The 22,391-nt window shown below is 58.2% G+C and carries 27 protein-coding genes; 18 read left to right on the forward strand and 9 right to left on the reverse strand.

The window, feature by feature from the left end:
- The first annotated feature begins 81 nt into the window (after window positions 1–81).
- From ACUDP5_RS14485 to ACUDP5_RS14545, 13 genes are all read left to right on the forward strand, one after another.
- Entirely contained in the window at window positions 82–2,409 is a 2,328-nt protein-coding gene (locus ACUDP5_RS14485; protein ID WP_445659092.1) for a TonB-dependent receptor, read from the forward strand.
- A 266-nt stretch (window positions 2,410–2,675) separates the two neighbouring features.
- Window positions 2,676–3,239 (forward strand): hypothetical protein, encoded by a 564-nt coding sequence (locus tag ACUDP5_RS14490; RefSeq protein WP_445659093.1) that lies wholly within the window; start codon window positions 2,676–2,678, stop codon window positions 3,237–3,239.
- Between the two features lie 366 nt (window positions 3,240–3,605).
- Entirely contained in the window at window positions 3,606–4,592 is a 987-nt protein-coding gene (locus ACUDP5_RS14495; protein WP_445659133.1) for an IS110 family transposase, read from the forward strand.
- Window positions 4,589–5,011, forward strand: coding sequence for an Imm21 family immunity protein (locus tag ACUDP5_RS14500; RefSeq protein WP_445659094.1), 423 nt, complete (start codon window positions 4,589–4,591; stop codon window positions 5,009–5,011). Before ACUDP5_RS14495 ends, ACUDP5_RS14500 begins: the two co-directional genes overlap by 4 nt.
- Window positions 5,012–5,095: 84 nt before the next feature.
- Window positions 5,096–5,545: a hypothetical protein gene (locus ACUDP5_RS14505; protein ID WP_445659095.1), complete on the forward strand. Its 450-nt coding sequence runs from the start codon at window positions 5,096–5,098 to the stop codon at window positions 5,543–5,545.
- Between the two features lie 472 nt (window positions 5,546–6,017).
- Window positions 6,018–6,335 carry a hypothetical protein gene (locus ACUDP5_RS14510; RefSeq protein WP_445659096.1) on the forward strand — a complete coding sequence of 106 codons (318 nt, stop codon included), beginning with the start codon at window positions 6,018–6,020 and terminating at the stop codon, window positions 6,333–6,335.
- A 744-nt stretch (window positions 6,336–7,079) separates the two neighbouring features.
- Complete coding sequence (locus ACUDP5_RS14515) at window positions 7,080–7,481, forward strand: hypothetical protein (RefSeq protein ID WP_445659097.1); 402 nt, start codon at window positions 7,080–7,082, stop codon at window positions 7,479–7,481.
- A gap of 160 nt (window positions 7,482–7,641) precedes the next feature.
- The gene (locus ACUDP5_RS14520; protein ID WP_445659098.1) at window positions 7,642–8,307 is read left to right on the forward strand and encodes an Imm43 family immunity protein; all 666 of its coding nucleotides are present in this window, start codon (window positions 7,642–7,644) and stop codon (window positions 8,305–8,307) included.
- Between the two features lie 133 nt (window positions 8,308–8,440).
- The gene (locus tag ACUDP5_RS14525) at window positions 8,441–8,857 is read left to right on the forward strand and encodes a hypothetical protein (RefSeq protein ID WP_445659099.1); all 417 of its coding nucleotides are present in this window, start codon (window positions 8,441–8,443) and stop codon (window positions 8,855–8,857) included.
- Between the two features lie 52 nt (window positions 8,858–8,909).
- A complete protein-coding gene (locus ACUDP5_RS14530) occupies window positions 8,910–9,317 on the forward strand; it encodes a hypothetical protein (protein ID WP_445659100.1) in 408 nt (135 codons plus the stop codon).
- Between the two features lie 175 nt (window positions 9,318–9,492).
- On the forward strand, window positions 9,493–9,969 hold the full coding sequence (locus tag ACUDP5_RS14535; RefSeq protein WP_445659101.1) for an Imm26 family immunity protein: 477 nt from the start codon (window positions 9,493–9,495) through the stop codon (window positions 9,967–9,969).
- A 616-nt stretch (window positions 9,970–10,585) separates the two neighbouring features.
- Complete coding sequence (locus tag ACUDP5_RS14540; RefSeq protein ID WP_263915061.1) at window positions 10,586–11,020, forward strand: hypothetical protein; 435 nt, start codon at window positions 10,586–10,588, stop codon at window positions 11,018–11,020.
- A gap of 313 nt (window positions 11,021–11,333) precedes the next feature.
- A complete protein-coding gene (locus ACUDP5_RS14545; RefSeq protein WP_445659102.1) occupies window positions 11,334–12,104 on the forward strand; it encodes a hypothetical protein in 771 nt (256 codons plus the stop codon).
- 91 nt (window positions 12,105–12,195) lie between these two features.
- Here ACUDP5_RS14545 and ACUDP5_RS14550 read toward each other — a convergent pair whose 3' ends face one another.
- From ACUDP5_RS14550 to ACUDP5_RS14590, 9 genes are all read right to left on the reverse strand, one after another.
- Window positions 12,196–12,609 (reverse strand): hypothetical protein, encoded by a 414-nt coding sequence (locus ACUDP5_RS14550; RefSeq protein WP_445659103.1) that lies wholly within the window; start codon window positions 12,607–12,609, stop codon window positions 12,196–12,198.
- 12 nt (window positions 12,610–12,621) lie between these two features.
- Complete coding sequence (locus ACUDP5_RS14555; RefSeq protein WP_263915064.1) at window positions 12,622–12,837, reverse strand: hypothetical protein; 216 nt, start codon at window positions 12,835–12,837, stop codon at window positions 12,622–12,624.
- An 81-nt stretch (window positions 12,838–12,918) separates the two neighbouring features.
- Window positions 12,919–13,137, reverse strand: coding sequence for an NTF2 fold immunity protein (locus ACUDP5_RS14560; protein WP_445659104.1), 219 nt, complete (start codon window positions 13,135–13,137; stop codon window positions 12,919–12,921).
- A 233-nt stretch (window positions 13,138–13,370) separates the two neighbouring features.
- A complete protein-coding gene (locus tag ACUDP5_RS14565; protein WP_263915065.1) occupies window positions 13,371–13,634 on the reverse strand; it encodes a hypothetical protein in 264 nt (87 codons plus the stop codon).
- A 43-nt stretch (window positions 13,635–13,677) separates the two neighbouring features.
- Entirely contained in the window at window positions 13,678–14,052 is a 375-nt protein-coding gene (locus ACUDP5_RS14570; RefSeq protein WP_445659105.1) for a hypothetical protein, read from the reverse strand.
- Window positions 14,053–14,110: 58 nt separating this feature from the next.
- Window positions 14,111–14,488 (reverse strand): ankyrin repeat domain-containing protein, encoded by a 378-nt coding sequence (locus ACUDP5_RS14575; RefSeq protein ID WP_445659106.1) that lies wholly within the window; start codon window positions 14,486–14,488, stop codon window positions 14,111–14,113.
- A gap of 513 nt (window positions 14,489–15,001) precedes the next feature.
- Window positions 15,002–15,355, reverse strand: a complete 354-nt coding sequence (locus tag ACUDP5_RS14580; RefSeq protein ID WP_263915068.1) for a hypothetical protein — start codon at window positions 15,353–15,355, stop codon at window positions 15,002–15,004.
- A gap of 243 nt (window positions 15,356–15,598) precedes the next feature.
- Window positions 15,599–16,900: a sensor histidine kinase gene (locus ACUDP5_RS14585; protein ID WP_445659107.1), complete on the reverse strand. Its 1,302-nt coding sequence runs from the start codon at window positions 16,898–16,900 to the stop codon at window positions 15,599–15,601.
- Entirely contained in the window at window positions 16,893–17,576 is a 684-nt protein-coding gene (locus tag ACUDP5_RS14590) for a response regulator transcription factor (protein ID WP_263915070.1), read from the reverse strand. Before ACUDP5_RS14590 ends, ACUDP5_RS14585 begins: the two co-directional genes overlap by 8 nt.
- A gap of 210 nt (window positions 17,577–17,786) precedes the next feature.
- Between ACUDP5_RS14590 and ACUDP5_RS14595 the strand changes: the two genes are divergently transcribed.
- The 5 genes from ACUDP5_RS14595 (at window position 17,787) to ACUDP5_RS14615 (ending at window position 22,368) form a co-directional block, all read left to right on the forward strand.
- Window positions 17,787–18,911 (forward strand): ABC transporter substrate-binding protein, encoded by a 1,125-nt coding sequence (locus tag ACUDP5_RS14595; protein ID WP_445659108.1) that lies wholly within the window; start codon window positions 17,787–17,789, stop codon window positions 18,909–18,911.
- Window positions 18,912–18,932: 21 nt separating this feature from the next.
- Window positions 18,933–20,012 (forward strand): FecCD family ABC transporter permease, encoded by a 1,080-nt coding sequence (locus ACUDP5_RS14600; protein ID WP_445659109.1) that lies wholly within the window; start codon window positions 18,933–18,935, stop codon window positions 20,010–20,012.
- A gap of 32 nt (window positions 20,013–20,044) precedes the next feature.
- Window positions 20,045–20,521 carry an azurin gene (gene azu, locus ACUDP5_RS14605; RefSeq protein WP_445659110.1) on the forward strand — a complete coding sequence of 159 codons (477 nt, stop codon included), beginning with the start codon at window positions 20,045–20,047 and terminating at the stop codon, window positions 20,519–20,521.
- Window positions 20,522–20,525: 4 nt separating this feature from the next.
- Window positions 20,526–21,347, forward strand: a complete 822-nt coding sequence (locus ACUDP5_RS14610) for an ABC transporter ATP-binding protein (protein WP_445659111.1) — start codon at window positions 20,526–20,528, stop codon at window positions 21,345–21,347.
- Between the two features lie 70 nt (window positions 21,348–21,417).
- Entirely contained in the window at window positions 21,418–22,368 is a 951-nt protein-coding gene (locus ACUDP5_RS14615) for a hypothetical protein (protein ID WP_445659112.1), read from the forward strand.
- The last annotated feature ends 23 nt before the right edge of the window (window positions 22,369–22,391 follow it).

The following is a 22,391-nucleotide window of genomic DNA, read 5'->3' on the forward strand; positions in this document are numbered from 1 at the left end:
GCCCGCGCCTTAACAAGATCTTGAGACTCGCCTACCTAGAATCGCCAACGATTCTCATTGGCACTTCTCTTGGAACTTCTCATGGCGCAGTCCTTCTCCCCTCCCCGCGGCGCGTTCGCGCTTAAAACCCTGGGCCTCGCGCTAGGCGCCGCCGCCAGCGCCCAGGCCCAGCCGGCCGACACCGCCGTGCAGCTGGCCCCCGTCACCGTGCAAGGCGACGCCCCGCCCCACAAGGCCGACCGCGTCCAGTCCGGCAAATTCACCGAACCGCTGCTCGACACCCCGCAAAGCATCACCGTCGTGCCCCGCGCCGTGCTGGAAGAACAGCAGGCCCAGAGCCTGCAGGACGTGCTGCGCAACGTGCCCGGCATCACCTTCAGTTCCGGCGAAGGCAACCTGGGCTGGGGCGACATGTTCACCATCCGCGGGTTCTCCGCCGAACAAAGCATCACCGTCGACGGCATCCGCGACGCCGGCCTGTCCAGCCGCACCGACATCTTCAACCTGGAACAGGCCGAAGTCTTCAAAGGCACCGGGTCCATTGAATCCGGCGTGTCCGCCGTGGGCGGCAGCGTCAACCTGGCCAGCAAGGAAGCCCGCCTGGGCTCGTTCTACAAGGCGTCCGGCGGCCTAGGCACCGACCACTATCGGCGCATCACCGCCGACCTGAACCAGGAACTGACCGACAGCTCGGCCCTGCGCATCAACCTGATGCGCCACCACAACGGCGTGGCCGAGCGCGACGTCACCGAGTTCGACCGTTCCGGCATCGCCGCATCGCTGGCCATGGGCCTGGGCACGCCCACCCGCGTCACCTTCAACTACCTGCACCAGGAAGACAACAACATCCCCGACGGCGGCGTGCCCATCCAGCGCGGCACCGGCGGCCAGCGCATGCCCAACGTCGCGCGCAACGCCTGGTATGGCGATCCGTCGCGCTACACCGAGCAGACCCGCACCGACCAGGCCACCCTGAAAGTCGAACACGACTTCAACAAGGGCGTGCGCCTGTCCAACATCAGCCGCTGGCAGCAGACCGACCGCATCGGCGTCCTGTCGCCCGCGCGTTTCAACAGCACCTCGCGCACTTCCTACGGCTATGTCGGCGCCGGCCCCCTGGTCACCAGCGCCGACGGCATTGCGTCCTACAGCGGCTACACCGCGCAAGGCAACCCCAGCCCCTACGCCCAACTGCGCGGCAATGACTTCGGCACATCCAAGCGCTACACCATCCTGGCCAACCAGAGCAACCTGAACCTGGACTTCAAGACGGGCGGCATCAAGCACCAGGTCGTTACCGGCATCGAGTTCTACCAGGAAACCTACGGCGACCACGAACGCACCATCAAGGCTCCGTCCACCAACCCCACCATCGACCTGCGCAACACCGGCGGCGTCGACATGGGCGGTGTCGACACCGTCAAGGGCAACAGCGGCAACGAAGCCCGCGTCTTCAACACCGGCCTGTACGTCGCCGACACCCTGACCCTGACGCCACAATGGCTGGTGCAAGGCGCACTGCGCTATGACCGCTACCGCGTCACCCAGGTATCCGGATCGGCCGGCAACCACACCACCAACCGCATCGAAGACGGCGCCTGGAGCGGCCGCGTCGGCCTGACCTACAAGCCCGTCGAACAAGCCAGCCTCTACGCCGCCTACAGCCAGGCCGCCCAACCGTCCGCCCTGGGCGCCTCCACCAACAACAACATCTACGGCGCCACCGGCGGCGACACTTACAAACCCGCCGTCTCCAAGACCTGGGAACTGGGCGCCAAATGGGACACCGCCGGCGGCGACCTGTCGCTGACCAGCGCCGTGTTCCGCACCGAACTGTCCGACTCCTGGGAATACGGCGACGACGCCACCGACGTCGTGCGCGCCCTGTCCGCCAAGCGCGTCGACGGCATCGAACTGGGCCTGTCCGGCAACATCACCCCGCGCTGGTCGGCATTCGCAGGCGTCAGCGCCATGAAAAGCCGCATCACCAAAGGCGCCAACAGCGGCGAAGAAGCCAAGAACGTCCCCGACTGGACTTTCAATCTATGGACCACCTACGCCGCCACCGACCGCCTGTCGCTCAGCTACGGTGCGCAATACGTCGGCAAGCGCCGCTACACCGCCAACAAATACGTCGGCGGCAAGAACAACAACAGCGCCACCGTCTCCGGGCCGTCAGGCACGCATCCGATCTGGGTTCGGGATGATGAAAAGGCGCCGTCATACTGGCTGCATTCCGTGGCGGCGCGCTATCGCGTGGACAAGGCGCTGACCGTGGGGATGAACGTCGAGAACCTGTTCAATAAGTTCTATTACAGCCGCGTAGGTGCGTCGCTGGATGGGTTCCAGCTGTATGGGGTGCCGGGGGCTGGGCGGACGGTGACGTTTACGGCGGAGTTGTCGTTCTGATCAAAGGCCTACGTGCTATCGCTCACCCCACCTACGGAGCATCACAAAGACCGTAGAAAATTAAGAATCTTCCAATTCTCGTCCCGATCCGGAATGCGTAGCTTAAGCGCGCGTTCCGGATTTTTGTTTTTGAGAGCAGCACATAGCGTGCCAGACTACGTTTTCTCCCATTGTGCAGGCGGAGACTCTAATGAACTGAATTGACCTTTTAAAGCGAGAATATATATCCTGGTGAGCAGACCTAAAACCGCAATAGAAGACTGACCATGCGAGAGAAATCCCACCATTTGTTGGTAGGTGCCCTGCTTAGTGCTGAGAGGCTGTATCTCATTTACGAATCAGCCTCTTACTTCGAACCAAAACCTTTCCGTTCGTTTCTCGACAGTCTGTGGAGAGCTATCTCTCATGATCAATGGCCAACTGAAGAAGCGTTGAGCGAAATACAAGACTATCTGAGCTCACCGTCCATTCCCGAAGAAGGCGATTGCCAGGGAACCGATTTCTATGGCCTAGCGTTCGTTTCTGCCGTTCAACTGCTTTATGACTGGGTGTCACAAGGAACCGATGAAGCATTGACATACCTGGCTCAGGATCTCGAAATAGCTACGCTTGATCATTACCTACATGCACAGCTATTCCACACATATTCAACCAGAACGAGAGAACAAGAACTGACCATCTTAAATGACCCTAGGATGAAGAGGCTTGAATCGCAGTTACTCTTTGATTGGGAGAGCCTGCTTTCAACCAGCCCCAACAGAATCAGTAAAGATAAAATTTCCAGTCATACATTTAACTTATTCAGTCTAGAAAATAGCGCATCAAGATAAACCTTAGTCTGGCTCGCCATTTTCTATGACTAGCACGCACCTTCAGTGACTCAATACAAATTCTCCAAATGGATCAGCACGGCGGGGTCGCCACTAATCGTGATGGAATCGCAGATTGCTTCACGATGGTCTGGCTTCGAACCGCCACCTTGTATCTTGAGCCCTGGGATGGTTAGCTACCATTCCACGAGAGACAGGTGAGTTTCTGCGGCTCCCTTAGGTGCCTGACCCTGTTCTGAAGACTAAACCCCTGTCTCTCACCTCTGACGCCATCGCGGACACTGGACGGTAGCCTAGGGCTTGACCCTGCATGCACAAGGTAAGTGGGCGCAGTTGGCATACTTTCTTTGTATGGAGGGTATGACGATGATCTATCTGGGTATTGATGTCTCCAAGCTGAAGCTGGACTGCACGTTGCTGCTGGATCCAGAGAATGACAAGCGCAAAAGCAAGGTTGTCCCTAATAGCCGGGACGGGGTGCACGACCTAGTCCGGTGGTGCGCCAAGCATGGCGCCGCGGCTGACCAGGTTCACGCCGTGTTGGAAGCCACAGGGCCCTATCACGAGCAAGCCGCGACGACGCTGCATGATGGCGGGCTGACGGTGTCGGTGGCCAACCCGGCCAACGTGCACGACTTCAGTCGGGCGTTGGCGATGCGGTCCAAGACCGACGCACTCGATAGCGTGGTGTTGGCCCGTTATGGCGTGGCGATGAAGCCGCCCGTCTGGCAGCCCCCGCCGGCCCATGTGCGCGAGCTGCGTGCCTTGATTACCCAACTGGAAGCGTTGTCCAAGGATCGGCTGCGCACGATGAACCGCCAGGAGAAGATCGAGGCCAGCTCGCCCTCGGAGCTGGTGGAACGTTCGATCAGCGACACGCTGAGCTTTTACGGCAAGGAGATCGCTCGCCTGGAGAAGGCCATCGACGACCATATCGACCGGCATCCTGACTTGAAGGAAGACGCCAGGTTGTTGGCGACCATACCCGGGGTGGGGCCGAAAATGACCAGAACCATGCTGCGGGTGATGCATACCCACCACTTCAAGTGTGCCGAGGATCTGGCCGCGTATCTGGGCTTGGTGCCGGTGCAGAGACAGTCTGGCACGTCGCTGCGCGGCCGTAGCCGCATGTCCAAGGCCGGTCCTGCGGACGTACGGGCGTTGGCATACATGGCTGGCGTCGTTGCGTCCAAGCACAACCCCCATGTGCGGGCGTTGTATCAACGACTGCTGGCCGCGGGCAAGAGCAAGATGTCGGCCCTGGGCGCCTGCATGCGAAAAGTGGTGCATCTGTGCTTCGGCGTGCTCAAGACGCGGCAGCCTTACAGACCTGATTACGCTTTTTCTACTTGACGGCCAAGACGGTATCTTCAGACTATGACAGGGCATGCCAAACTACAGACTACGCGGAAGTTCTAAACGCAGGCTACGCAAATATTCTTGTACTTGGGGACGAGCCACTACAGACGTGCTTGGCGATACAAGATGATGTTGTATTGATCGTGCGCTGGAGATGGGCCGAAAGTGAGTCAGCGGTAGAGAGGGCCGTACGTTGCATGAATCCAAACACATTCACAGCAACAGAAACTACAAGCATTACATGGTCGACCGCCGGGCTAGTGCTATTCGATGCCGCAGATAGGCCTTCGATCGAGGGAGGACTTGAATTCAAGGCGAATCCGGGCCAGTACACCATCAAGACATTGGATTATCGGCCTACCGACGATGTTTGTCTTCTAATTCATGCTCTGCTACCTATTGAACATTCGTAGTGATAAATAACGTATTAGACTGCATTTTTCGCATGTCTCATAGATTAAACCGATGAAACTGCCAAGCTTGAGCCGCCAGAATGATTGAATTATTCTTCTCTGTGTCCGCAGCTGTTGGGGCGGGACTCTGCGAACGGTTTAGGGTGTTATTTGAAGGATTGGCCAAATAAAAATGCACTACAAAAAACAATGAAAACACCTCAATTTCGAACCACGGTCGAGCGTGCATTCGATAAAAATGGTAGAGGAGCTTTCCTCATCAAGCTCTCAACACCGTTGACGGAAGTCAACATATATGCGACAGCATCGGACATAGAAAAACTAGATGGACTCATCCATAGGCAGACTGACTATGTATTAGCGGGAATATCTGCTGCCAGCGCCGTTCATTGGCAGCGACTAAATGAGGACGTTTACGTTCTCATAGGTGAAGATTCGGAAGTTTGGGACATTTGCATCGTTATTGATAGCGACGTTGTCGAGCGAATTGCATCTGAAGCAAATGATCTGATAAATAGGAAAGATAAAAATTAGTCTACGGTTCCCTAGGGAGTGCAGCCGCGACGCCACCGGATGATGTGCGCGCCACCCGTCATCCGTGTCGATGGCATTGAACTGGGCCCATCTTGCAGCCTCCCTCACAGTGGCCCACCTTTGCGGGTGTCAACTCCATGAAAAGCCGTATCAACATGGGTGCCAACAACGGCGAAGAAGCGAAGAATGTCCCGCCAGACCATCAACCACCGAACCACGTACGCTGCGCGCTGGGGCGTTGCTCCGCGGAGCTAGCGCTACGACATGTCAGGGCCTGTACCGACGGTGGTGAGGACAATGGACCTATCGATCTAGAAATTAAGAATCTTCCAATTCTCCTTTGAGTCCGGAATGCGTAGCTTGGGTACGCATTCCGGATTTTTGCTTTTTAGGGATGCCCCTTCGAGCATCACCAAACAACCCATCAGAATTGCGTGCCGGCCCCCCACTGACAACCATTGACGAGAACAAAATGAGCGAAGCCGCGATTCAACTTGATCTACTTGAAGAAAATATCGACCTGAAGGCCATCCCCTTTGACGAATCCGCCCTGATTCTCTCCAAGTTTCTCCAGCAGTACGCAACACAAATGTGCGAGAAACGGCAGTTTTCTGGCGACTCCTTGCGCTGGACGACCGAGACACTGGCGCTGCGACTCACTCCCGGAAAAATTCCTGCCGTTGCCGAGCTACGTCAAACAAGAGCGAACACGTGGCGAGCTGTACCACGCCGAGCCAGATTCCCCCAAGAAGCACTTTCTCAGAGCGGTGATCTGCTGCCTCTACGATAAAGACACCGACGAAACCACTGAGCTTGAGACCACGGGAATGGTTGAGTTGTTCTTCTTTGTGCTCTTGGATGTCGGGCCTGGCGTTTGCGAACGGTTTCGGGTGTTCTTTGAGTCGCAGGACAGGCAACACTGAATTCCATCAACCAAAAGTAATGTGTGAGGCTATTTCTTTCTACCACCGCAGTGGAAAAACGAATCTTTATTCCCTTTCATAAGATCTAGACGAAAACCCACCACTGGAGACTCGAAATATCCTACCTTTTGGCCTACTTTGAATTGAACAACGGCAACGCTACGGATTATTCAGGTTTCCGCGAGGTGGGAAATCATGTGATGCCGAAAGCGATCTGTGGCGGTTCGATTTCCGTCCAATACCAAGAGCAAATAGTTCCGGCCACGGTAGTTACTGACATGAGCGGCGACAGTGCTCATGACTATTTCTCCAAACGCGGGCACGAAGCAAGACAACTACTGATGCGGTTCATTTCCAGCAGAATTGCGAACGACTGCATAATTTCGTGCCTAGCATTATTTATTGACAATAATCACAAACCTGTTTTTCCCGACAGATACCAGAAAATTTCATTGGCTAGACTCTCAGACTTTTTTTCCGACAAAACTCAATTCGAACGAGGACTCCAAATTACCAAAACATGAAAATAGAGTCTGGCTTGCTTTGTTCCACATATGTTTTTTATTCAAATAAAATGGAGTTGTCGCAACCCGGCCGACTAATTTGATTACATGAGTGCCATGAAAATAAAATCGGCAGAAGAATTCAAGAAGTTCTCCGACTCCAAATCTGATATCGAAATGACCAGGTGGGCCGCTGCCGACGAAGTTTGGATTGCTGTTCTGGAAAAGTACCCGAATCTCTCAAGAATCGTTGCATTGAACCGCACAATATCCCTGCCCATCCTGATACGCCTATCGAAGAGCAACGATTGGCTGACTCGATGCGACGTAGCAATGAAACGAAGGATCACCCCATCAATGTTCCATGCGCTTTCGCGGGACCCTGAACCGGCAGTCCGAAAGAGAATTGCCCTGAATCCAAAGGCTCCCCTGGACGTCTTGCAAATTCTTGCGGATGACCAAGACAAGACAGTTTCAGACGCCGCTAAAGAGCGACTGGAGAGTCGTTGATACTGAGTTTCAGACTATCTATTCCGAAAGCCGATGCGTCAGAAGTAGGAATTCGCCTCTAAGGAAAACGTAGTCTGGTTCGTTATTTCGATGACTTTCTAAACTGGTACTTTCTAGCGCCAAGCATTCAGACGGAGTGAGCTTCCCAAGAACCAAGAAAATGAACTACTACGCAATAACTCAAAAGAAAGACTCGGGCTGCCCTGTTGGGTATCTTGATATTACGCTTTACGATCATCTTCCCGGAAAGAATGAGAAAATCGATTATGGCATCGTCTACCCCTGGTATTCCAATCCGAAAGGGTTGAGTGAACTTCCCGACGGAGGATGTTTGGTAAGCAGAGAGCAGCCATTTCAGTTCTCAATCAGACCCTTTGCCTACATGCTGCAAATCATGGACCAGGCTTTTCTCGATACCCTTCAGGAATTCAAGGCTCCTATCAAAAGCGTCAAACCTGTCAGGATATTCTCTTCCAAGTCCGGCCTTGAAATCACAACCAAGCAGTACTACATATCCATTTTTTCAGATGAATTCTACGTGAATATGAAAAGGGTTCTGAACGAGAGCGAAAGCTTGATCGAAAATGAAGGAAGCATCGACTTCTGGCCTGAGAAAATATCAATAAAAGAGGACTGCTCCCTGCCGGCTTTCGCCATTGAGAATATAGATTTTGCCGATCAGACAATTATATGTTCGCAAGGGTTTGTAGACTCCGCGAAATCGAGAAATGTGAAGGGAATAGATTTCGTCAGAATTGAATTTGCAAAATGGGCAAATCCAAACTTGCTTACCTACAGTGAGGATCACATCCTACCTGTTCTGTGAAGTGACGAACGGGCATACGGGAGGCGTAAAACCATGCCCCCCCAATCAAAAGGCAAAATACCAAAAATACAGTGGTGTTGACTCGATGAGATTAGACGTTTTCCCACAAGATGCGCATAGGCTTCTATCTTACTTGGACAGGCCGATTTTCTTTGCCCAACCATATTTCGGCAACATAGTGCGAGCAATCGTCGTCTACGACGAATCACTAGCGGCGGATTATTCCACGAATGACACAAGCGACGATTTCGAAGATTGGCAAACGCTTCTGGAGTCGATCACGCCTGCCTGGCCGGACATGCCTCGAAGCGTCGAACGAGAGATACTTGAGATACTCGATATGATGCAGGGAAAATCTTATTCCGGCATAGGCCGGTTTCCGCTAATTAACAACATGATCGGAGACATCTCCCGGCTACTTCATTGCTATGCCTTTGGAAACGTCCATCAACTATGGCATACCATCGAGCAAGCCTACTTACACAGTGGCATTCCTTGCGGTTGGGAAGGAAATTATCCCGCAGGAAGGCTGATTATTTTCTCTAAGTAGCAAGTCGCACCCAAGTTGAGTGGCGGTCTCGCGCTCTTTCCTTCGAGCAAAAATGAAGCATCTAACAAAAAAAGCAAGAATCCAATTTGGAGCGTTGGCAGTAGAACGCTTAAGCGAAATCGTCTACAAATTCTCCGGAAAATATCTAGTCTATATGCCCACGTACGCTGCGGCACTTGAGTTCTGTTTTGAGGCATCGCTGAACAAGGCTCCAAAAGCACAGATAGAAAGATGGTTGGAAACTGTCGAGACCATGATCCCTGATACAGAGGACTACAGCGACGTTCTAGCAGATCAAGCTCAATGTGCATTTATAGCCGTCTATTATTGCCTCTGCCATATCCTGGATGCCGAAGAGAAATCTCTGAATCATTGTATTCAGAAAGTAAATGAAGCGATGGACATTTATGGCTACGAATGTGGATCAGTCGACACGACTGGCTCGGAGCAAAGTTGGTAAAAGGAGTTAACGATTTACTTCCAAAGCACAGAGATTGCCACCACGCTTGACCTCAACGCCATCAGATCAATCAATCGGCAACATATGATCCCTGCTGTCTGAATCTGATGCGAAAGAAGTTGGAAACTCAGGGCAAACATAGCCCATTTCGTTCTTGACTTGAACATCAGCTCACATGAAAAAAAGAAAACAGCATGACGTCAAGGTGGGAGACATCTATGCAGTCCCCCTCGACCCTTTAGGCCGAAGATATGGTTATGTACGGATGTACAACGACCCTGACGTAGCCATACTTGGTGTCACATCCGGCAAGCAGCTTCTATCGCTGCATGAAGTATCACAATATGGAAGCGTGACCGACGCTTTATGCCTGCGCTCAGCCATAGAAAAAGGACGTTGGCCATTGATAGGAAACCTCCCTTTCGGGCCGGGCGAAGATCCTTGGCCAGGACCACGCAAACAAGTAGCAAAAATTCGGCCCGATCTAAAAATGGTGCTTTTCAAAGGCCACTTTATATCATCGGAGACATTTGGTCAGTATGACGAATTGCCGGAGCTCATGAAATTTAGTGACGAAAATTTAATCGAATACATAAATAACAATAAACCGATGTTTATGCAAATTGAGAGAATTGCACATCCGAAGAAATAGAGTCGTCGCAACCCAGCCGGCTTATTTGTTTATTTAGGCGCGCATGAAAATAAAATCGGCAGAAGAATTCAAGAAGTTCTCCGACTCCGAAGTTGACATCGAAAAGACCAGGTGGGCCGCTGCCGACGAAGTTTGGATTGCTGTTCTGGAAAAGTACCCGAATCTCTCAAGAATCGTTTATTTCTAAAGGCGCCAACAGCGGCGAAGAAGCCAAGAACGTCCCCGCGCCCCTTCCTGCCACTTGCGGACCACCGACTCCGCCGCCGACGGCCTGTCCGTCAGCTAGGGCGCACCAACGCGAGGACAAAGCGCTGACCGAGCGGTCGTCGTGGTCAACCCGCTCAACGACTGCGATTGCAGCAGTGACAACAGGTCGTTAAAGGCGTCGCAGCGGTAAGGCTAGCTCCAACCCCAAGGACGCTGAGGCGCACCACGGAGATCGGATTCCAGAAATTCAGAATCTTCCAATGCTCTTTTGAGTCCGGAATGCGTAGCTTGGACACGCCTTCCGGATTTTTGCTTTCAGGGGCGAAATTCACCCGGCAGGCAATCCTGCGCAATTGCGTGCCACCACTCCACTCACAACCATGGTCGACAACAAATGAGAGAAGCCACGATGCAACTTGATCTACTTGAAGAGAATATTGATCTGAATGCCATCTCATTTGATGCATCTGCCCTGATCTTCTCCAGGTTCCTCCAACAGCTGGCAACAGATATGTTTGAGCAAGGACGCTTCTCTGGCGACTTCTTGCGCTGGACGACCGAGACACTAGGGCTTCGTCTCTCTTCCGCCACCCCCCCTGCGGTTTCCGACCTGGTTCGAACCCGGACGGATACCTGGCGACTACACCATGCTGAACCAGATTGTCCCAAGAAGCACTTTCTCAGAGCGGTGATTTGCTGCCTTTACGATAAACACACCGACAAAACCAGAGAGCTTGAAACGCCTGAAATGGTTGAATTGTTCTTCTTTGTACTCTCGGATATCGGACCGGAAGTTTGCGAACAGTTCAGAATTTTCTTTGAAGCGCACGTCAGGAAGCACTGAACGACATCAGCGCGAAAATAATGTATGACGCCACCAGATTTCCGCAATAGCCGCCGTGAAATGCGGTGCGACCTCAGCCCGTCAGGGACCACCCGTTTTCCTCATCCTGCTACGAATCATGCATTCGGACGCGCTAGCATGTGACATACGCAGGGTCGACCCGTAAACAACAAACCAGACTTCGTTTTCGCAGAGAAAAACGTAGTCTGGTTCGTTATTTCGAAGGTCTTCAACTTCCAATGCCATGCAGGCTGATCGTCCACGCGGCTTGTACACTGCCTCCCAATCCCATCACTCGGAGCGCAAGACCGCCATGGAGATCACCCCCGTCGACTACCGCGAGCAGTACGCATTCCAGCCTGTCGACACCCTCAGCCATCGCCGGCTATCCGGCGCCCCGTCGCTGCAACAGGTGCTGGACTGCCTGGACGAGTTGCGACGGGCCGACCCTGGCCACCATTACTTCTGCACGCTCGACGACATCAACCAGTGTTGCTACACCAGTGGCCACGCGGGCAATGACGATCGCATCGACATGGACTACGGCGACACCGACTTCGACGACCCGGAATCGGTTCACGCCTTCGAGGTGCGCCGCGCAGCTCACGTGGTGGCGCGATTGCAGGACGCGGCGTCTCGCCAATCCTGGGAAGACGTGTGCGGCACGCTGATGACCAGCCAGGAAGACGTGGACGTCCTGGTGGCCACCAACCGCGATCCAGACCGGGTGATCGATAGCGTGGTCTACATCCAGCGCGTCACCGTGCCAGACGACACCTTCATGATCGCCGCCCTGCCCAATGGCTACTTTTCCTGCGACTGGGATGTGTTCCAGAACCATGCGGTGATTCGACGCATGCATGAGCGGCATGGCTACCGCTTTGTCGGGCTTGGTGCGTCGTGGTTGGGGTTCGTGCGGGATACGCCGCTGCAGCCGGCTGCGGCCGATGCATTGGTGGCGGACCTGGCGGACTTATATGGCTGCGCCAGTGACGAGCACCAAGCCGCTTGGCACGAGCTTGCCAGGATTGCGGCTAGCGGGAATGTACTGCTGCTGGGGTACACGGAGAATTTTGCTGAATAGCGTTGGCAGCATTTAGACGGGGACCGGCCAAGAGTGAACTGGAAACCGCTCCAGCAAAAATGCTCGGTTGCTCAGGCCAGCGTACCCACTCTCATTCGTAGATTGAGGGCAAGGGAATGTGATTCCGTTCCAACACACACACGATCTTCTCTAGAAAAGTCAGTGGGGCATCCGTTGTACTTCCGTAGAGATCGACAAGCCCTACTTCGACAACATATTCAACCAGTTGAATGAGCTCCTGCCGCTCGTTGTCTTTGAGCTTCTCGGAAAGAGTTTCTGGCGGCGGGTCACCCCTTCCGTTCAGGGCCAATCGCGCGCCTTTGGCTTCCCACTCCGGTATATCCTCAGCAACAGCGATGCTATCCAGATGAGAGAGAAGATCATCCAAGGAAGAATGGGAGATTTTTTTAGCACTGCAGTAGCTGCGGAGACAGGACGCCGCGTACCGCTGCCTCATTCTGGACGTCAGACAAAGCAGATTTGCATGCAAATCATTATTTTTCATAACTACGCCAACTCAATCCAGGTCGACATTTTTTCCCACATAGTATCCGGTCATCATATCCAACACATCGTCCACCTGATCGCTCATTTCATCCATGCCACTGTTGCGCAGAGCCAAGCTGAAGCCTCTATAACAATCAATTATCTCGCTTTTGCCGATGCCTGCTCGGTTTAGGCTCACTGCCAACTCCCGCAGCGCGTCAATCGGAGCATCGCTTGAAAGCGACATCCGTATTTTCTGAATTATGAAGTATTTCATTGGCAACAATGGCGCCGAATAAACATAACCTGATACGTTATTTAATTCCGACTATTTAGAATGCTTTGCTTCAAGTATTGCTCCATCCGACTTGGATATCAGTACATCAAAATTGCCGCCTAGCTGGAATTTGGGCGGTTGCCCCGTGACTCTCCAAGTATCACCTTCATCTGAGACAACGTACGGCTTTTGTCTATTGGCGGCCTCGACACCATAAACTCGAGTTACATAATCTTCACAAATTTCCACCGCTTTAGACTCGGACAACATAGAATCGCCACCTTCTGAAAAACCATTGGTGGCGGACCTGGCGGACTTGTATGGCTGCGCCAGTGACGAGCACCAAGCCGCTTGGCACGAGCTTGCCGGGATTGCGGCTAGCGGGAATGTACTGCTGCTGGGGTACACGGAGAATTTCGCTGAATAGCGCTGGCATCGCCATGATGCCTTGACTGGCCCTCTGCACCGTAAACCGTCTGCCTGGCGGATGCTCTGGGTTCGATCTACCTCTCTGCAATTCTTCTAGCGGCCAATTCGATATTCAATTTCGTCACCGCGTCGACAATTACGACGTTTTCCAGATGGACATATGATTTTTCGGACAATGCCTCGGCGGTATCCTGCGTCAATCTGGCGATGTCATAAAAGTCCAAGCTAATAACCGAACCCTTAAGGTGAAGTTGCACCCCAAGCAGGTACCCCTTCTTTTCATGCTCAAACTCGGCAATCTCGTCGTACCCATCTGGGTACACCAATTGAATGTGCATCAATAGCTCCCTGTCGCCGTACCCCGGCCACACCTAATCTCTTTTAGTCAGTATCCAACCCGAAATCTGGAATCGCGAGTTCCACGGGAGACAGAAGAAATGACAGCCCGTCCTCTGCTTGCTTGACATGCCACAAAATCAAGCCCCGCGACCAAGATTCGCCCATACGATCCATGAATGCGCCTACTCCACCCGCAAGTATTCCACACAGAGCAAACGGCGGAATCCAGATCAGTTGGACTGATCCAATACCCGTCCAACCGTGAGACAGAAACTTTTGCTGGGCCGCCTCGACGTATGGAGAGAAATAGCCGTCATCACCAGGCAGCGTCACGCTGAAATCCTGTTCGTCTATCCATTCATAGATATATAAATAGAAGGACGCGATTGCGTCAGGTGGATAATTGAAAGATGCCATGGCTGTTTTTAGAGAAAGACGTAGGCGGGCACATTATGTGGTCTCAGTACAACTACCGCTACCCAAGACACCTATTGCAAAGCACTTCGCATACAGCCGCCTTCATTCCCGAGATCGCAACATCGAGAGGCGTCTGTTCTAGCTCGTTCTTCAACGTTGCGTCTGCCCCGCGACTCAGCAGAAACTCAACAGCCTGCGCTTGTCCGCATAGTGCGGCCTCGTGCAGGGGCGTGTTGTACAGATCTCCCCTTGCATCGATCGCCGCGCCGTTACCCAGCAGAACCGCCATGTGCTCAAGGTGTCCCTTGCGTGAAGCGATATGCAAAAGCATGCATCCCAGGACGCCACGCTGATTGACGTCTTCGATGTCCAGGTCAATAAACTCGGGGTGCAGCTTGTACGCATGAAAAACATCGGACAATAATTTTCTGGTCATGGCTGCCTGCTATGTCTTTTTGTCCGCTGTTTCAGTTTCAAGATCTCAGCAAAGCACTCGTATGACTCGCCTGGGTACGGCAACATTGCCTGCATCTTCAAATGCGTGGGGCTACCCCGCTTGGCCGCCCCGACTGCCAATTTTTCGGTAACGGCTACGAAAACCGAGTCATCGTGCGTGGCATCCCCTTCAAGGATCCTTGCTCCCACTTGGCCGTAATGGATGAATTCGTAATACCGATCACGTTCAGCGTCGGTCTCTGCAGGCTTTGTGTAGTAGGCATTCTTTCTTGCCAGCCTGACGAGTTGCTCCAGCGGACCTTTCGTCACCACCTCGTTATCTCGTCTGCGACGGCAGTACTAATGCCGTATCTATCTTGAAGATAGATGTAATCACCTCTCCCCATATTGATGACGAAATCCTCTATCAGGAAATATGCGACCTCTAACAACTGCATTCACTCCAATACAATCATGAATAGTCCCGCCAGATACCAAAGCCGATCTCTTTTGGTCAATCTAGAGCGAACTCATCATGAAGATCGAGCGCTTCATCTTCATTTATCGCCTGCCTATTGCCTGAGTAGTCTTGAGCAGAGATGATGAATCGATCCACACCCTGATCGACGCAACGCACACCGTCGACCACGGCGAATACGCCAAACAGGGCAACGCGAACAGATTCCGATATCACGGCGTCGAATAGCGACTGCTCGTTCACGGTCAATCGCGCCCTCCACTGCGCGATCTTTGAAAGCTGGTCAGATGGACGTCTGCCCGGAGGCGCGATGTACGTCGCAATAAGGTCATCTACCGCTTGCTGCTGCACATGACGCTTGATGGCGGCAATGAATTCCTGCCTATTCATGGCGCAATTCTCCGAAAGGCTTGAAGTCCGAATAGGCCGTCGCCCTCGACAAGCCCCCTTCGTTTGCCCTGGTCGCCTACCCCACGCGCAAACGCCCACCACTCTATCCGGCCGAGTGACAGAAAAAGGTAGGAAGTTTCCGAAAACGCCAGCAGGCATGTCGGACACGTTCCCGACACGCCTTGAATGGCTATGCAATGGTTTTACGAACGCGCTGCGCGACGCGGCAGCGCTAGTTCAAGATCAAGACCGCGCAGCGCTGTGCAGCCCCACCCGAAACACGCTCCCCTGCCCCGGCGCCGATGTCAGCGACACGGTCCACCCCTGGTGCTCGCAAATCCGCTGCACCAGCGACAAGCCCAACCCGAGATTGCCGTTGTCCGGCTGCGTGCCGCGCACGAAGGGGCTGAAGATGGCTTCCTGGCGTTCGGCCGGAATGCCCGGGCCGTCGTCGGCGACCTGTAGATAGTCGCCGCCTGCCTGGACGGTGACACGGGCGCCCGGGCCGGCGTACTGCAAGGCATTGCGGATCAGGTTGGACAGGACCGCACGCAGCAATGGGGCGGGAAACGTCGGATAGCCTCCGGCCGCCCCGCTATCCTCATCCCCCTCGAACACCAACGTCATCCCGCGCCGCTGCGCGACCGCCGTCCAAGTCGCCAGTTGTTCGCCGGCCGCGTCGGCGGCGCTTTCCCGCACGAACTGCCCGCTGGCATCGCGGCCGCGCGCCAGCATCAGGTAGGTATCCAACCGCTCGCCCATATCGGTTGCCGCGGCGGCTATGCGCGCCACGCGGGCCGCGCTGGCGGGGTCCAGCCCGCCGCCGTCCGGCCCCGGCTCATCCAGCAGCAATTCGCACGAGCTGGAAATGACCATCAGCGGCGTGCGCAGTTCGTGCCCGACGTCGGCGGTGAACAGCTGTTCGCGCCGCAGCGCCTGTTCCAGCTGGTTGTACGTCGCATCGAACGCCGCGGCGAGGCGGCCGATTTCGTCGGGGGGATAGTCTTCGGCCAGGCGGGTCTGGGGCGGTTGCGCGCCGCGGGCGGTGACTTGCGCGGCCAGGCGCGCCAGCGGGCGCAGCATGCGGCGCGTGGCCAGGGTGCCCAGCACGAAGGCCAGGACCAGGCTGGCGGCGAGCCCCGTAACGACGGTCCAGTGGGACGTGGCCTGGTTGCGTTCGTAGTCGGTGTAGTCGCGCAGCAGCATGTAGCGCTGGCCGTCTTTGTCGTCGACCATGGCGTGCCACACGCGGGCGTCGCGCTCGATCTTGTGAAAGCCGGGCCCCAGGCGCCGCAGCCAGTCCGGAAACGCCGGGCCGCCGGGGTCGCCATGGAAGAAGCGATGCGGCCGGCCGGGGTCGATGCCGGCCAGGAAGTCGCCGCGCACGCGGTCCACGGCCATGCCCATGTCGATGCGCTGCAGGTGGACTTCGAGCTTGTTGACGCTCCAGATGGACACCCACGTCAATGCGCCGCCGACCAGCAGGGCCAGCAGCACGTAGGTCAGCACCAGGTGGCGGGCCAGGCCGCGCCGCGCGCTACGCATCGGCGGCGGCCCGTAGCTGGTAGCCGATGCCGTGCACGGTGACCAGCAAGGGGGTGTCGAACGGTTTGTCGACCACCTGGCGGATCTGGTGGATGTGCGTGCGCAGGCTGTCGCTGTCGGGCGGCGAGTCGCGCCACAGGGCTTCTTCCAGGCGGCCGCGATGCACCACGGCCGGGCTGGCGCGCATCAGCAGCATCAGCAGTTGCAGAGGCGATGGCGGCAGACGCAGGGGCTGGCCGGCGCGGGTCAGCGCCAGGGTGCCGGTGTCCAGCGTCAGGTCGCCTACGCGCAGTACGCGCGAGGCGCCCGCGCCGCTGGCCCGGTGCAGCAGGGCCTTGGCGCGAGCGGCCAGTTCGGCCAGGGCGAAGGGCTTGACCAGGTAGTCGTCGGCGCCGGCATCAAAGCCGGTCAGCCGGTTGTCCAGGGTGTCGCGCGCGGTGACCATGATGACGGGGGTGTCGCAGGCGGCCTCGATGCGCAGGCGGCGGCACAGGTCGTAGCCGTCCAGCCGGGGCAGCATCAGGTCCAGCACGATCAGGTCGAAGCCGCCCGTGGCCGCCATGGCATAACCGCGCAGGCCGTCTTCGGCGCAGTCGACGATGTAGCCGCGGCGCGTGAGGTGGTGCGTGATGTTGGCCAGGATGTCGGGGTCGTCTTCGATGACAAGAACGCGCATGTCGGGCAGTGCCGGTAATGGAAATCAGTCTCATATTGTAAGCACGCCCCCTGCCCGGCCATTCATTGGCCTGGCGCTTGCGGCCCCGGCGCCACAGCGGCTGCGCGTCTTAACGCTTTCTTGAGACGGGATGGCGGAGACTGCACGGCGATAGGAATGGTTCGCGTTACCCGCACCCCGCGGCGCACGTCGTGGCCACAGGATCCCTCCATGCGTTTGAAAGCGATGTTCCCCGCGGCGCTGGCCGTTGCCGCTTGCCTTTTTGCCGCCGCGCCCATGGCGCAGGCCCGCCAGGTGACCGACCTGGCCGGGCGCGTGGTGACGGTGCCCGACCACCCGCAGCGGGTGCTGCTGGGCGAAGGCCGTTTTGTGTTCGCGATGGCGTTGCTGGACCGCGCCGATCCGGTGGCCCGGGTGGTGGGCTGGCAAGGCGAACTGAAGCAGCAGGACCCGTACTCGTGGCAGCAGCTGGTGAAGCGTTTTCCGAAGGCGGCGGACGTGCCGCTGATCGGCAAGACGTCGGAAGCCAGCGTGAGCCCCGAGAAGATCGTGTCGCTCAAGCCGGACGTGGCGGTGTTCAGCCTGAGCGGCCACGGCCCGGGCCGCAACAATCCGATGATTGCGTCGTTGCAGGAAGCCGGCATTCCGATCGTGTTCATCGATTTCCGGCAGCATCCCGTGCAGAACACGGTGCCCAGCCTGCGCATCCTGGGCCAGGCGCTGGACCGCCAGGACGCGGCCGAGCGCTATATCGCGTTCTATGAATCGCACATGGCGCGGGTGCGCCAGATCGTGCAGCCGGTGCCGCAGGCCGAACGGCCGCGCGTGTTCGTGGAGATGTTGGCGGGCGTGTGGCCGGCGTGCTGCCACAGCACGGGCAACGGCAGTTTTGGCGATTTGCTGGAAGCCGCAGGCGGCGTGAACGTGGCCGCGCCGGTGCTGCCGGGGGCCATAGGCGATGTCAGCATGGAATTTCTGCTGCAGGCGCAGCCCCAGGTGTATATCGCCACGGGCAGCCGGTCCGAACCCGGCCGCGCAGGCCTGTTGGCGGGCCCCGGCGCGGCGACGGACGTGTCGGCCGCCAGCCTGTCGACGTTGCTCGAACGCGGCGGCATCCGCGACCTGGATGCGGTCAAGAAGGGCCGCGCCTTCGGCATCTGGCACGCGTTCTACAACTCGCCCTACAACGTGGCGGCGGTGGAAGCGATGGCCAAGTGGCTGTATCCGGAACGCGCCGCCGCGCTGGACCCGCGCGCGACGCTGGATACGCTGTATCGCGACTTCCTGGACGTGGACGGCGCGGGCACCTACTGGACCGCGCCGGCGGGCCGCTAGGCACGGCCGGGCACGCTGATCATGTCGCTTTCCGCACTTGCCACGGCGGCCACCGCCGCCGCCCCGCTTGACGCCATTGCCCTGCACCGCCGCACGCAGAAGCGGCGGCTGGCGCTGGCCCTGCTGTTGACGCTGGCCATTGTCGTCAGCCTGTTGGCCGACATCGCCACCGGCCCCGCGGGCCTCGCGCCGGCCGACCTGCTGCGCACGCTGCTGCACCCGGACGCAGCCGATGCCGGCGCGCGCGTCATCGTCTGGCAGTTTCGCCTGCCCTATGCGCTGATGGCCCTGCTGGTGGGCGTGGCGCTGGGCCTGGGCGGCGCCGAGATGCAGACGATGCTGGACAACCCGCTGGCCAGCCCCTACACGCTGGGCGTATCGGCGGCGGCTGCCTTTGGGGCGTCGCTGGCGATCACGCTGGACTGGCACGTGCCGGCGCTGCCGCCGGGCATGGTGGTGTCGCTGGCCGCCTTTGCCAGCACGCTGGTGTCGGTGCTGATCCTGGAACGGGTGGCACGCTGGCGCGGCGGGTCGACGCTGGGGGTCGTGCTGTTCGGCATTGCGCTGGTGTATTCGTTTCAGGCGCTGGTGATGCTGCTGCAGTTCGTGGCCAGCGAAGAAGCCCTGCAAGGCATCGTGTTCTGGACCATGGGCAGCCTGGCCCGCGCCACCTGGACGACCGTGGGCGTGATGGCCGCGGCGCTGGCGCTGGCCTTGCCGTTTTCGATGCGCGACGCCTGGAAGCTGACCGCCGTGCGGCTGGGCGAAGAACGCGCGGCCAGCTTCGGCATCGACGTCAAGCGCCTGCGTCTGGTGAGCCTGCTGCGCGTCAGCGCGCTGGCGGCGCTGGCTGTGTCGTTCGTGGGCACCATCGGCTTCGTGGGCCTGGTGGCGCCGCACATCGCCCGCCTGCTGCTGGGCGAAGACCACCGCTATTACTTGCCCGGCAGCGCGCTGGGCGGCGCGCTGATCCTGTCGCTGGCCTCGGTCGCGTCCAAGACCGTGCTGCCCGGCGCGCTGATTCCGGTGGGCATCGTGACGTCGCTGGTCGGCATTCCCTTTTTTCTCACCATCGTCATTCGCGCCTTGAAGCGCAGCTGACGCATTTTCCTGAACCCCGGAGACGCTTTCCCATGCAACACCGCTACACGCTTGCCCTGGCCGCCCTGTTCGCCGCCGGTGCCGTCCAGGCCGCCGAGCCCGCCGCGACGACGCCCGCTGCCGCTTGCACCATCGACGTGCAAGGCCAGCCCGGCAAGAAATTCGAACCCAACCACATCGTGGTGCCGTCGACCTGCAAGGATTTCACGGTGCGCCTGATCCACACCGGCAAGAACAGCAAGGAAAAGGCCGGCCACAACTGGGTGCTGACCAAGACCGAAGACATCGATGCCGTGATGGTGGACGGTATCAAGGCCGGCGCCGCGCACGAGTTCCTGGCCCCCGGCGACGCCCGCATCCTGGCCAAGACACCGATGCTCGGCGGCGGCGAAACCGCCACCGTGACCTTCCCCGTCAGCCGCCTGGCCGCCGGGCAGTCGTACACCTTCTACTGCTCGTTCCCGGCGCACGCCCAGCACATGCGCGGCACGCTGACGCTGCAACCCTGACGCCATGAATCTGCGGGACATCCCCTTGCCAGGCGACACGGCGGCAGCCAACGCGACGCTGGAAATCCGCGGCCTGACGGCCGGCTACGGCAGCCGGCCGGTGCTGCGCAACCTGCACGCCAAGGCCTTGCCCGAGGCCTCGCTGACGGCGCTGCTGGGGCCCAACGGCAGCGGCAAGTCGACGCTGCTCAAGACCCTGGCGGGGCTGAACCCGATGCAGGGCGGTACGCTGCGGCTGGACGGTGCGGATTTCGGGCGCCTGCCACCGGCGCAGCGGGCCGCGCAGGCCATGTACATGCCCCAGGCCCTGCCCAAGGGCGTGCACATGACGGTGCTGGAATCCGTCCTGGTGGCCGCCCGCTCGGGCCGCCACGGCCAGGGCGGCGACGCGCTGATGGGCGAAGCCATGCGCGTGCTGACCGAACTGGGCATCGGCCCGCTGGCCAGCCGCTACCTGGATGAACTGTCGGGCGGCCAGAAGCAGCTGGCGTCCCTGGCGCAGGCGCTGGTGCGCCGGCCGCGGCTGTTGCTGCTGGACGAACCGCTGTCGGCGCTGGACCTGAACTACCAGTTCCATGTGATGGACGTGCTGCGCCGCCAGACGGCGCGCCATCGCCTCATCACCTTGGTGGTGCTGCACGATCTGAACATCGCGCTGCGCCACGCCGACCGGGCCTTGCTGCTGCATGGCGGCGCGTTGCTGGCCGAAGGGCCGCCGCAAGACGTCGTGACCTCCGACACGCTACGCCGCGCCTACGGTGTGCGGGCGCGGGTGGAACGCTGCCCGCAAGGCCAGCCGCAGGTGCATGTGGACGGGTTGGCCTGACGACGGGTTGACCTGACGTTATATAGTCAAGGCTCCGTCGACCGCCGACCTGCTTGCCGAGAGCCGAACGATGAAAGCCCGCCGCGCGCTGACACTGCACCTTTCTTTGCTGGCGTCTTTGCCAGCCGCCCTGCTGGGCACGTCCGCCACTGCCGACACGATCTATAACCGCGATGGCCTGGTGGCCGAGGTCAACACCGGCAGCCGGCAGGATTGGAACACCGGCCAGCGCCAGCAGACGCGCAGCACCACCATCACCTTCCAGGGCCAGGCCCTGTGCGGCAAAGACGTGACCGACCTGCTGTTTGCCGATGGCAAGGGGCCGCCACAGCGCGCCTTCTATTGCCCCAATGGCGCGCAGGCGCTGGACGGCGGCGTGCTGGCATTCTTCACCAGCGGCAGCGCGAGCACCGTGCTGGCCTACTTGCAGGTGGTGAACGGCGCCCTGCGCGGGCAGCGTATCGATGTCTCGAAAGACCCGAAGCGCAACAGCATCCAGGTCACGCGTTTTCTGGACGCGCGCCTGCCCGGCTGGACCCGCGTGGAAACCGCCTGGAACGAAACCGTGCTGATCCGCCATGCGCCCTTGCAGGCCATCAACCTGGGCGCTGGCCGGCTGCTGGACGTCGACGGCGACGTGGCCTACCTGGCGGTGCCGGCGGGGTCCAAGGCCGTCGAGACCCAGCCGGCAAAACAGGTCAAGGACGCCTACGGCTATATGCAGCTCGTGCCCGCCATCACTGAATTCGTGCCGACCCCCGCGGGCTTTCGCGTGGCGCGGCTGGCCGACGGACGCGAGCTGGCCCGCTGGGACGCCAAGGACACCTGCCAGCAACTGCCGGCCATGCAGTTCGACCCCGGCGTCACCGGCATCAGCAGCAAGATCGACATCCGCTACGACGATCTGCCCGCCTGGCGCGCACGTTCTCTGGAATTCACGCCTGGCCCGCCGGGCAAGGCCATGCTGCGCGTCAAGCCTGGCGTTGACCTGCCGCGCAAGCCCCAGTGCACGCCGGCCTGATCACGCCTCGCCCGATACGGCCG

Source organism: Achromobacter sp. NCFB-sbj8-Ac1-l (assembly GCF_052695805.1).